Origin of the sequence: Pengzhenrongella phosphoraccumulans (genome assembly GCF_045689905.1) — a bacterium.
GTDB lineage: Bacteria > Actinomycetota > Actinomycetes > Actinomycetales > Cellulomonadaceae > Pengzhenrongella > Pengzhenrongella phosphoraccumulans.
Genome location: NZ_CP144210.1, coordinates 3337900 through 3349368 on the forward strand (window position 1 = coordinate 3337900; position 11469 = coordinate 3349368).

9 protein-coding genes are annotated in these 11469 nt (G+C 68.0%); 6 read left to right on the plus strand and 3 right to left on the minus strand.

The window, feature by feature from the left end; all coding sequences use genetic code 11:
* Positions 1-11: 11 nt before the first annotated feature.
* Entirely contained in the window at positions 12-1415 is a 1404-nt protein-coding gene (locus VTA80_RS15370; protein WP_407341962.1) for an MFS transporter, read from the minus strand.
* A gap of 120 nt (positions 1416-1535) precedes the next feature.
* Between VTA80_RS15370 and VTA80_RS15375 the strand changes: the two genes are divergently transcribed.
* Complete coding sequence (locus VTA80_RS15375) at positions 1536-2354, plus strand: DeoR/GlpR family DNA-binding transcription regulator (protein ID WP_407341963.1); 819 nt, start codon at positions 1536-1538, stop codon at positions 2352-2354.
* A gap of 31 nt (positions 2355-2385) precedes the next feature.
* Positions 2386-3774, plus strand: coding sequence for a xylulokinase (gene xylB / locus VTA80_RS15380; RefSeq protein ID WP_407341964.1), 1389 nt, complete (start codon positions 2386-2388; stop codon positions 3772-3774).
* Between the two features lie 263 nt (positions 3775-4037).
* Here xylB and VTA80_RS15385 read toward each other — a convergent pair whose 3' ends face one another.
* Both VTA80_RS15385 and VTA80_RS15390 read right to left on the minus strand, forming a co-directional pair.
* Positions 4038-4241: a hypothetical protein gene (locus tag VTA80_RS15385; protein WP_407341965.1), complete on the minus strand. Its 204-nt coding sequence runs from the start codon at positions 4239-4241 to the stop codon at positions 4038-4040.
* Between the two features lie 704 nt (positions 4242-4945).
* The gene (locus VTA80_RS15390; RefSeq protein WP_407341966.1) at positions 4946-5701 is read right to left on the minus strand and encodes a GntR family transcriptional regulator; all 756 of its coding nucleotides are present in this window, start codon (positions 5699-5701) and stop codon (positions 4946-4948) included.
* Between the two features lie 443 nt (positions 5702-6144).
* On the opposite strand from VTA80_RS15390, the gene VTA80_RS15395 reads away from it, so the two are divergent.
* The 4 genes from VTA80_RS15395 to VTA80_RS15410 all read left to right on the plus strand — a co-directional run bounded on the left by VTA80_RS15395 (position 6145) and on the right by VTA80_RS15410 (position 11451).
* Positions 6145-7536 carry an MFS transporter gene (locus VTA80_RS15395; protein WP_407341967.1) on the plus strand — a complete coding sequence of 464 codons (1392 nt, stop codon included), beginning with the start codon at positions 6145-6147 and terminating at the stop codon, positions 7534-7536.
* Entirely contained in the window at positions 7533-8552 is a 1020-nt protein-coding gene (locus VTA80_RS15400; protein WP_407341968.1) for an L-idonate 5-dehydrogenase, read from the plus strand. The genes VTA80_RS15395 and VTA80_RS15400 overlap by 4 nt, the downstream gene beginning before the upstream one ends.
* A gap of 239 nt (positions 8553-8791) precedes the next feature.
* A complete protein-coding gene (locus tag VTA80_RS15405) occupies positions 8792-10264 on the plus strand; it encodes a mannitol dehydrogenase family protein (RefSeq protein ID WP_407341969.1) in 1473 nt (490 codons plus the stop codon).
* 65 nt (positions 10265-10329) lie between these two features.
* Positions 10330-11451, plus strand: coding sequence for a mannonate dehydratase (locus VTA80_RS15410; RefSeq protein WP_407341970.1), 1122 nt, complete (start codon positions 10330-10332; stop codon positions 11449-11451).
* The last annotated feature ends 18 nt before the right edge of the window (positions 11452-11469 follow it).

Genomic DNA, 11469 nt, shown 5'->3' on the forward strand with positions numbered 1-11469 from the left:
CGTGCGGCTGGCTAGCGGGCAGTGGGGCTCAATGCGGCGAGCTCGTCCGTGGAGCGGGGGTCGGCTTCATGGCCGACGGCGGTTGCCTGGTCGGGCGCGGCGCCGACACCGTGGAACCCGGGCTGGGTTCCGCGCAGGACGGCGGCCATCACGGCGGCCACGAGGTACAGGAGCGCGAACAGGATCACGAGGCCGCGGGCACCGAGCGAGTCGTAGAGCAGCGCGACGAGCAGCGGGCCGGCGAAGACGGCGGCGCCGATCCCGAGGTTGTACGAGCTCATGGCGGCGCCCGGGCTCTTCGGGGCGAGCGAGACCGCGATCGCCGACAGCGGGACGAAGCCCGCGAGGCCGATGCCGAAGACCGCCCCGACGAGCAGGGTGAGGCCGTAGGCGAACGGCCAACCGTGGCTGATCGCGTAGTCGGGCACGACGTACAGCCCGAGCATCGACACCGAGCAGAGCACCGCGCCGAACCACACGACCGTCCGGCTCCAGCCGAGCCGGTCGCCGAGCCAGCCGAAGAACAGGTTGAACGGGATGTTCACGGCGTAGATGACGGTCGTGAGGATGAGGAACCGGCCGATGGACCAGCCGAAGCGCTCGACGAACAGCGCCGGAAAGAAGATCGCCATGCCGTAGGTCGGGATCGAGTTGATCATCCGGGTGAGCATCACCAGCAGCACGCGCGGCTTGGTGACGAGCAGCCGGAGCCCGAAGGTGAGGACCTCGAACACCTGGTCGGAGTGCGCGACCAGGGGTGCCCGACCGGTCTTCTCCTTGACGCCGACCAGGGCCACGACGGCGCCGGCCAGCACGAGCGCCAGCGACACCCACAGGGTCTGGTACATCGACAGGTGGAACACGTCGAGCGTCGTGGTGGCGACGAGCGCGCCGAGGGTCGGCAGCCCCGACGTGAACGCGACGTAGAACCAGCCGATCGCGCTGGCCATGCGCCGGGCGTCGGCGGTCGCGGTGATCCACACGAGGAACCCGTACGCGAAGAACGGGTAGCCGAAGCCGCGGAGCCCGTAGGTGACGAAGATGAGCCAGACGCTGCTCTGGGTGAGGGCGACGACGAGGAAGGCCAGGCCGAAGAACAGCCAGATCCCGGCGCCGATCATCATGACGCGGCGCGGACCCCACAGGTCGGAGAGCGCGGCGGAGAAGAACGCGGCGATCGCGACGGCGACGCCGTAGACCGTCACCAGCGTCCCGACCATGGGGATCGAGAAGCCGTGGTCGGCGTGCAGGAACGGCGACAGGATGTTCGTCTCGACGCCGTCGCCGATCATGAACAGGGCCAGGCCGACGAACCCCCAGATGAGGGGGCGGGGCAGTCCGAGCCGATCGAGGATGCCCTCGGCCGCAAACCGCTGCGTTCCGGGGGCCTGCTGATGCACTGCTTGTGAAGCCATGTCGCGTCCTTGCGATGGTCCGTCAGTTCTCGGGCTTCACAAAAGTATCACCGATTTAACACTCTTAACACCAACGTCACGACTTGGCTCACACTTCTCACATGCGATAGCATCCTGCTTGTGAAGTCTGAGACGGTCGATGATGACAACAACGTGAACGCCTCACGTGACGGACTGACGCCCGAGAACCGGCGCGTCGGGATCCTGAGCTACGTCGAGGAGCAGTCCACGGCGAGGGTCGAAGACCTCGCCCAGCGGTTCTCGGTGAGCGCGATGACTGTGCACCGTGACCTGGACGTGCTCACCGGCGAGGGCCTGCTCGAGCGCATCCGCGGTGGGGCCCGCGCCATCCCGCGGCACTTCTCGGAGCGGGACGTCCAGCTGCGGCGCGCTACCCGCTCCCCGCAGAAGGAGGCGCTGGCCAAGGCGGCGTCGGGCCTGGTGCACGAGGGCGACATCGTCGCGCTCGACGACTCCACGACGGTCGCGGCGATGGCACCGCACCTCGCCGGTCGACGGCCCTCCGCCCTCATCACCCACTCGTTGGGGCTGATGCGCCGCATGACGCAGGACCACCCGGACATCACCCTCGTCGGCCTGGGCGGGCAGTACTACCCGGAGACCGACTCTTTCCTCGGCACGGTGGTCGTCGACCAGATCAAGCGCGTCGCCGCCGACATCGTCTTCGTGTCCACGACCTCGCTGAAGAACGACGCGCTCTACCACCCCGACGCCGAGGCGGCCCTGACCAAACGGGCCATGGTCGCGATGGCCGACAGGAAGGTCCTGCTCGTCGACTCCACCAAGTTCGAGGTGAAGAACGGCCTCTACTTCGTGGTCGACCTGACGGCCTTCGACGACGTCTTCGTCGACGCAGACCTGCCCGCGGAGCACCGGGCCCCTCTCGAGCGGTTCGACCTCACGGTCCACTACGTCTGACCCATCCCGCATCACCCACCAGGAGCCACCGATGTCCCCTCAGTTCGTGCTTGGAATCGACTCGTCCACCCAGTCCTGCAAGTCGGTGCTGGTTGACGCCGAGACCGGAAAGATCCACGATCTGCGGCGCGCGCCGCACCCCGACGGCACCCAGGTGGCGCCGATGGCCTGGCGCGCCGCGCTCACCGACTCGTGCGACGACCTGATGTCCCAGGTCGCGGCCGTCTCCGTGGCGGGTCAGCAGCACGGCATGGTCGCGCTCGACGCCGACGGCGAGGTCGTGCGGCCCGCGATGCTGTGGAACGACACGTCGTCGGCGTCCCAGGCCCGCGATCTCATCGACGAGCTGGGCGGCCCGCAGCGCTGCGCCGACTCCATCGGCTCGGTCATGGTCGCGTCGCTGACGGCGTCCAAGCTTCGCTGGTTGCGGGACAACGAGCCGAAGAACGCCGCGCGCACCACGCACGTCCTGCTGCCGCACGACTACCTGACCTGGCACCTCGGTGGGTGCAAGGAGATGACGACCGATCACGGTGACGCGTCCGGTACCGGCTACTACTCCACGTCCGACCGGGCCTTCCTGCCCGGCTTGGCCGGTCGCGCCCTCGGCCACGCGGTGGGCCTGCCCCGGATCGCCGGCCCGAGCGAGATCGTCGGCGAGACCGTGCACGGCGCCCCGATCGCCCCCGGCACCGGGGACAACATGGCGGCGGCGCTGGGGCTCGGCCTGCGGCCCGGTGACGTCTGCCTCTCGATCGGCACCTCGGGGGTCGCCTCGGCGGTCGCCGAGCACAGCGTGCATGACGGCACCGGCATGGTCACCGGCTTCGCTGACGCCACCGGCCGCTACCTCCCGCTGGCCTGCACCCTCAACGGCGCCCGCGTCCTCGAGCTCGGCGCGCGGTTGCTCGGCGTCGGCCACGAGGAGTTCAGTCGCCTGGCGCTGACGGCCAAGCCCGGCTCCAACGGCGTGTCCGTCCTGCCGTACCTGGACGGTGAGCGGACCCCGAACCGGCCCGACGCCAACGGCGTGCTCCGCGGCCTCACGTCGACGACGAGCCGGGAAGACCTCGCACGCGGCCTCGTGGAGGGCCTGCTCTGCTCGATGCGCGACGCAGTCTTGGCGCTCGAGGCCGCAACGGGCGTCACCACACAGCGCATCCTGCTGATCGGCGGCGGCGCCCAGTCGGAGGCGGTGCGGCGGATCGCCCCGCAGGTGTTCGGCGTCGGTGTCGACGTGCCCGATGCCGGCGAGTACGTCGCACTGGGCGCCGCCCGCCAGGCTGTGTGGGCGCTGAGCGGCGACGCCACCCCGCCCGACTGGAAGGGCGCCGCGTTCACCACTTTCGAGGCCGCTCCACAGCCGCAGATCTACGACGGCTACGCCGAGCTGCGCGACCAGACGCAGGGCTGGACCTGACGCCCGGGGTGGGCGCCGCAAGCTCACAGACCCGGCCGAGCCCGAGACGACCAGGTCGGCGCGGTTTCTTGTCGCCTCAATGAGCACGGCGTTCTTGCCGTCGACGGACTCCGCCCACTGCCGTGCAACTGCGGGGCTGCGTCCGTGCCGCTGGTGGCGGTCGACGAGCCTGGTCATGCGCTCGTCGCCCGACGTCTCGCAGAACCACGCCTCGGAGGGGGTTGCGCGCCGTGGCGTCGCCTGTCGGAGGGAACATGTCGCCCCTACGCCGCTCGTGCGCCGGTGATGAGCGCGACGAGTTCGTCGCCCGTGGTCTCGGACGCGCGCCGCCCAGCGACGGCGACGCCCGCTCGCATCACCCAGATGTGGTCGGCCAGACGCATGACCTGGTCGAAGTTATGGCTGATGAGGAGCACGACGATGCCCGAGTCGCGCAGGGTGTGGATGGCCGACTCAGCACTTGGCACCAACTGCCTGTCGGAAGGTGGTGTCATGCCGAAATGCCGCTAATCGCTCGGCTGCCTTCATCCGGCCGGGCTCACGAGTGGCGTCGACAGCAGTGGGGGCACGGCCTTGCTCGGGATCCGGCGGTCTAGTAGGTCATGCCCATGACCTGGCAGACGACGTTGAGGGTGTCGTTGGCGCTTCCCAGAAGGACGAGCGACTCGCTCAGCGGGAACCCCCTGGCCCCTCAGCCTCTGAGTGTCGGCCACGTCGAACAGAGCTAATTGCCACCTATGCGTCGATGGCGCGCGGCCGTCTTTGCCGCCGGCCTGACTCTGGCGGCGGTCGGGTGACGGGTCGGCTTGGTCGAGCTTGAGGGCGAATCGCGTGAGCGAACCCCCGCTGCTTTGGCTTGGGCACGCGCCCGTCGGGGTGACGGCGGTATCGAGCCCCGCTCAGCGTCACGGGGTTGGCGCGGACGATGGATCAGGCGGGCGTCATGCAGGATTGAGTCCTCACAGTCCTGCACGAGGGGCACCAGAACCCGCGCTTGCCAGGGCTGACGGGGCGTCGGCTTACCCCCTCCCTTTCGTACTTTGGCGGGGGAGGGCTACACCTCTCGATTTCGCCAAGGTTGAGGCGGGGAGTGCACGCTTCCCCTGTTGGTTCTTGGCTCACGGTTCTATCGGCCGGGGTCGCGACGGCAGCAGGCGCTGCCCATTTGGTGTCAGTCCCAGATGGCGATGCTCTTGCGCGTGGGAGTCCCCATGTTGGTCGCGAAGAGTTCCGGAGATCGTTCGCGGACGCGTTCGATGTCTTCGAAGACCTCGCGTAAGTGCTTGCGCATGAGCGGCTGCGCCTCTGTTGCGCCGCCGCGCAGCAGCGCGTCTAGAACGTGGGTGTGCTGCTCGACGAAAATCTGGACGGTGCCTACCTCGTTGAGCCCGAGGCGTCGGGCTCGGTCGAGGTGCCCCTTCGCTGCCACAACAGACGGCCATGTGCCCTCGTGTCCCGCCAGGCGCATGAGGCCCTGATGAAAGAGCTCGTCAAGTATGAAGAACTGCTCGAAGTCGCTTTCGACGAGTCGCTGCAGCGCCAGGTTCTCGCGAAGTAGTCGGGTCACCTCGGCGTCCGGCTCGAGCGGCACGTCGGTCAGCGACGCGAGCTCGACTGCCTCTCGAAGGAACTGCGCGTCGGCCACACGTTGGGGGTCCACTCGTGAGACGAACGTTCCGACCCTCGGGAAGATCTGCACGAGCCCCTCCTGCGACAGGAGCATGAGCGCGTCGCGGACTGGTGTCCGGGAGATTCCAAGCTCGGAGGCAAGCTCGTTCTCCGACAAGACGGCACCTGGTGCGAGCTCGAGAGTGATCACGCGACGACGCAACTCGGTGAAGACTGCGTGGCCGGTTGAGCGTGGCACTGCGGCGTGGGGAGTCCCGCTGCGCGAGTCCTTCGATTTGACTGTCTTGGTCGCGGTCAACGCTCGTTCCTCACATCGATTCATGCGGCAGTGGGATACGTCGAGAGAGAGTCAGCGCTACCCAGGCTGGACGCCCTTGCATACAACCCAAGTATCCCACGACGTGTCGACCGCACCAATCGTGTAGTTCGCCCTGATGCGTCTCTTGCTGGATGGTTGGGGCGCATCCCGTCCCGATGGTCTTCCGGGTGAGTCGAGGCTCGGCAGGAGTTGACTTCACTTGCATAACAGGCTTGTATACAAGACATGCACGGCAGTGGTCTGGCCGTTGGTCGGGCCGCGCTGGTCGTCCACGCGTTTCAAAGGAGCAAGCGTGAGCGCCGGCGCTCGGCCGTCTTCTCGTCGCACTTGGCGAACAACGCAGTCATGCGCAAACAGCTGCTCGACAGACGCTCCTGTGAGTGAACGAAGCTCGAACGAATCATCAGGCAAAGGAGCACACGATGGTGCAGGAAAAGCCGCCAGTCACGATCCGGGCTGACGTTGAACGAACCTCCGGGGACCTCAAGAAGGCAGCCATCTCCGGATGGGCGGGCACTGCCATGGAGTTCATGGATTTCCAGCTGTACTCGCTCGCCGCAGCGATCGTCTTCAACCAGATCTTCTTCCCTGAGGTCTCCCCGGCAGTCGGACTGATCGCCGCGATGGGGACCTACGGCGTCGGCTACGTCGCCAGGCTCGCAGGCGCCATCTACTTCGGGCGAATGGGCGACCGCATCGGCCGCAAGAGGGTCCTGTTCATCACGATCGCTCTGATGGGTGCCTCCACGACGCTCATCGGTGCGCTCCCGACCTACGGTCAGGTCGGGCTCCTCGCGCCGATCTTGCTCGTCGTGCTCCGGCTCATCCAGGGATTCGGCGCGGGTGCCGAGATCGCGGGCGCGACGGTGATGCTCGCCGAGTACGCGCCGCCGCGGAAGCGGGGCGTGATCGGGTCGCTCGTCAGCCTCGGAACTAACACGGGGACCCTCGCCGCCACGGGCATGTGGGCGATCCTGCTGGGGGTGCTTTCCGACGAGCAGCTGCTGGCCTGGGGCTGGCGCATCCCGTTCCTGTTCAGCTTCCTGCTCATGATCTTCGCGATCTGGATCCGGACCCACCTCAAGGAGAGCCCGGTCTTCGAGAGCCGTGCCGACGTCACCGACGAGGGAGTCGCGCTGACCCGCGACGAGCTCAAAGCTGCCGCCGCAGAGGCGGAGGAAGCAGGTGTGCTCGAGGCGGCACTGCATCAGCGCAAGGGCAAGGCGTTCTTTATCGCCCTCGGATTGCGGTTCGGACAGGCTGGCAACTCCGGCCTGATCCAGACCTTCCTCATCGGATACATCGCCACGACGATGCTCCTCGACCGCTCCATCGCGACAAACGCGATCCTGTACAGCTCCATGATCGGCTTCGCCACCGTGCCGATCGTGGGTCTCCTCGGCGACAAGTACGGGCGCCGCCCGGTCTACATGGTCCTGACGTTGATCTCAGCGATCCTCGCCTTCCCGCTCATGAACCTCATCCAGCAGGGCCACCCTGTCGCACTGACCATCTCGATGATCTTGCTGCACAACATCGCGGTGCTGGGCCTGTTCTCGCTCGAGAGCGTCACGATGGCTGAGCTGTTCGGAGCGAGGACCCGGTTCACCCAGCTGGCCCTCGCCAAGGAGATCGGTGGCATCCTCGCCACCGCAATCGGCCCGCTGCTCGCCGCCACACTCACCGCCGTCACGGGTTCCTGGTGGCCCATCGCCGCGATGCTCGTCGGCTACAGCCTCATCACCCTCGTCTCGGCCGTCCTCTCACCCGAGGTGCGCGGACGGGACCTGGTCCGACTGGAGGACGCAGTATGAAGGCCGTCGTGGTCCACGGCGCCGGAGACCTCCGGGTCGACGACGTGCCCGATCCGATCCCCGCGCTCGGGGAGGTTCTGGTCGAAATGGAGTGGGGCGGTATCTGCGGATCGGATCTGGCCTACTGGCACCACGGCCGTTCCGGAACAGCTGTCCTCAAGCACCCGATGGTTCTCGGGCATGAGGTCGCCGGCCGCATCGTCGGCCTCGCGTCGGACGTGTCGCACCTAGAGCTGGGACAGCCGGTCACCTTCCAGCCGGCACAACTCGTCGGCGACGGACTCCTGCCTGCCCGGCTCGCTGGACGCACCAACCTCTACCCGAAGGTGCGCTACTTCGGCTCCGCAGGGTTCGACCCCCACACCGACGGCGGCTTCTGCCAACTTAAGGCCGTGCGGGCCGACCAGATCAGGCCGCTGCCGGTGGGCGTCACGACCAAGCAGGGCGCCGTCGCGGAGCCCCTAGCCGTCGCAATCCACGCCATACAGCGGGTCAACGTCGCCGGACGCACGGTGCTCGTCAACGGCTGCGGCCCGATCGGAGCTCTCATCGTGGCGGCAGCCAAGTTCGCCGGCGCCGCGACGGTCGTGGCTGCGGACGTCTCGGCATCGTCCCTCGAAGTCGCCCGGGCAATGGGCGCAGACCACATCGTCGACGTATCCAGCGGGCAACTTCCGTCCGACGTCGAGCTGGTCTTCGAGGCCTCCGGCGTCCCCGCGGCCATCGGCGCAGTGCTCCATGCCACCGCGAAGGGCGGCACTCTCGTCCAGGTCGGGAACCTTCCCGGCCCCGAGATGACCGCCGCCCTCGGCGATCTGGTCAGTCGCGAGATCACCTGGATCGGCTCCTACCGGTTCTCCGAGGAGATCGACGACTCCATCGCCGCCCTCGCCGCGGGCCTGGACGTCGACCCGCTCATGACCCACACCTTCGGGATCGAGGACGCAGCCGAAGCCATGCGCGTGGCAGCGGACCGCAGCACCGGCAGCAGCAAAGTGATGCTCCGTCTGAGCTAACCAAGGAGGTGCTCGGACGGCGCACAGCCGTCCGAGCACCCCACGGAGCCGCTACCGAGGGAGTAACGGCCTCCAGCTCTACCGAGGCCGGGCCAGGTGGCGCGTGCTGCCCGCCGAGATCGCTCGCCTCGCCCCTCACACCAGACCACCGACCGCAACATCTAAGGAACGTGATGGCTAACACCGAGCCGAGTGCCGACCTACCCCGCCTGCGAGCAGGTATTCCACTCGCAGAAGGGGTGACCTCTCCCCGGGTGACCCCGGAGGGAATCGGGATCGTGCACCTGGGCTGGGGAGCCTTCCACCGCGGTCACCAGGCGGTCTACACCGAGGACGCCATGGCCGCGACCGGCGACCTGCGATGGGGAATCCTCGGGGACGTCGAAAGGACGCCGCAACTCGTCGACGCGGTGCGCACGCAGGGCGGGTTGTACACCGTGCTCTCGGTCGGCCTGGACGATGAGGGGACGGTCGTTGAGTCGGCGCGAGTGGTCGGATCCGTGGTCGACGTCGCCTACCCGGGCGACGAGACTCCGCGCCTGCTTCGAGCCATGACCGCGCCGACCACGCACCTGGTGACGCTGACGGTCACGGAGAAGGGATACACCCGCCGCCCTGACGGGCACCTTGACTCCGGCCAGGCCGCCCCGGACCTCAAGGCCCTCGCGGACGAAGAGGCCGCCGGCTCCGACGAAGTGTCCGCTGCATCGCCAGCTGCCACCGCAATCGGGCTGCTCGTACGCGGCCTGGCCGCGCGGCGGCGTGCAGGCGGACACCCCCTCACGGTGCTCTCCTGCGACAACATGCCCGACAACGGCAAGGTGCTCAAAGCCGTCGTCGACGAGTTCATCGACATCGCCCTCCCTGGCGCCGCCGGCGCGGCTCTGCGCACCTGGCTCGTCGGATCGGTGACCTTCCCGGGCTCGATGGTCGACCGCATCACGCCCGCCACCACCCCCGAGGTGCTCGACAGGGTGGCCACCATGATCGGAGCTCGCGACGAGGGCGCAATTCTCGCCGAGCCCTTCACCCAGTGGGTCATTGAGGACAACTTCGCCGCGCCGCGCCCGGCCTGGGAACTGGTCGGCGCGGAACTGACCGACGACGTCGTCCCCTGGGAGAACGCGAAGCTTCGCCTGCTCAACGGGACGCACTCCCTGCTGGCCTACGCCGGCCGCCTGGCCGGGCACACCACCCTCGCAGAGGCCGTGACGGACGCCGCGATCGTGGACCATGCCCGAGCATTCATGTTCGACGACGCGCTCCCGACGCTCACGGCGCCGGCCGGTGCGGACCTGCGCGCCTACGGCGAGGAGCTGCTGCGCCGATTCGCCAACCCGGCAACCGGACACACCACGCGCCAGGTCTCCACAGACGGGACCCAGAAGATCCCCTTCCGCTGGGGCGTCGCGGCGACGTGGAGCCTAGAGCGGGGCCGCGTTCCGCAGGGCGTGGCCTACGGCCTTGCCGCCTGGAGCGAGTTCGTGCGGCGCGCCGTGCGCGACGGCGTGGAACTGGGCGACCCCGCGGGCGCGGCGCAGCTGACGAGTGCGGTGCGCGCGGTCGGCCTCGACGACGTCCCCGCCGTGGCGACAGCGCTCGTAGCGCTACCCGGCGTGCTGCCAGACGGCACAGGCACGCATTCGGGACTCGTGGCGGCTGTGGTCGAGCATGCCACCGCACTCGCGTCCGCCGACCTCGGCTCCCACTGACCTGATCCGACGCCGCCTGACTGCGCTGCGCAGCACGGTGGCCTCCCGCACGAGGAGGAACGACGATGAAGATGGGCTTTCGCTGGTACGGCGAGGGGAACGACACGGTCACGCTCGACGAGATCCGGCAGATCCCCGGGGTCGAGACGATCGTCTGGAGCCTGCACCACAAGCAGGCCGGTGAGGTGTGGGAGACCGCGGAGATCGAGGCGGAGATCGCCAGGATCACCACGATCCCTGCCGAGGCCGCCGCGCGCGGCGTCACCAAGAACCTCGACGCCACGGTGGTCGAGTCGGTCAACGTGCACGAGTCGATCAAGCTGGGCAAGACCGTGCTCGGGCTCAGCCGCGACGAGGCGATCGAGAACTACATCACCACCATCGGGCGGCTCGGGCGCGCCGGCGTGAAGGTGATCTGCTACAACTTCATGCCGGTCTTCGACTGGCTGCGCACCGACCTGTGGCACCCGCTGCCCGACGGCTCGACGGCCCTGTACTTCGAGAAGGCCGTCGTGGACCAGATGACCCCGCAGAAGCTGATCGCCGACATGGAGGCCAGTGCGGGTGAGCTCACCTTGCCGGGCTGGGAGCCCGAGCGGCTCGCGAGCTTCAACGAGCTCAACGCGGCCTACGAGGGGGTGACCCACGACGACATGTACGTCAACTACAAGTACTTCCTGGACGCGATCATCCCCACGTGCGAGGAGTACGACGTCAAGATGGGTGTCCACCCCGACGACCCGCCCTTCGACCTGTTCGGCTGGCCCCGCGTGGTGTCGACCAAGAAGGACCTGGCGACCGTCCTGTCGCTCAACGACAGCACCTACAACGGGCTCACGCTGTGTCTCGGCTCGTTCTCGGCAAACCCCGACAACGACGCGGTCGACGCCGTGACGACGTTCATGGATCGCATCCACTTCTCGCACGTGCGCAACATCAAGCACTACCCGAACGGCGACTTCTCTGAGGTCGGCCACCGGGCGCAGGAGGGCGACGTCGACACCGTCGGGATCATGACCCAGTACGCGAAGGCCGGATACGCCGGGTACATCCGTCCCGACCATGGCCGGCACCTGTGGGACGAGAACACCACCCGCAAACCGCGGCCCGGCTACGGGTTGTACGACCGTGCGCTCGGCATCCAGTACCTGCTCGGAGTCTGGGACGCGGCCAAGCACGAGGGCTAACGCCCCACCGCGGTCCGA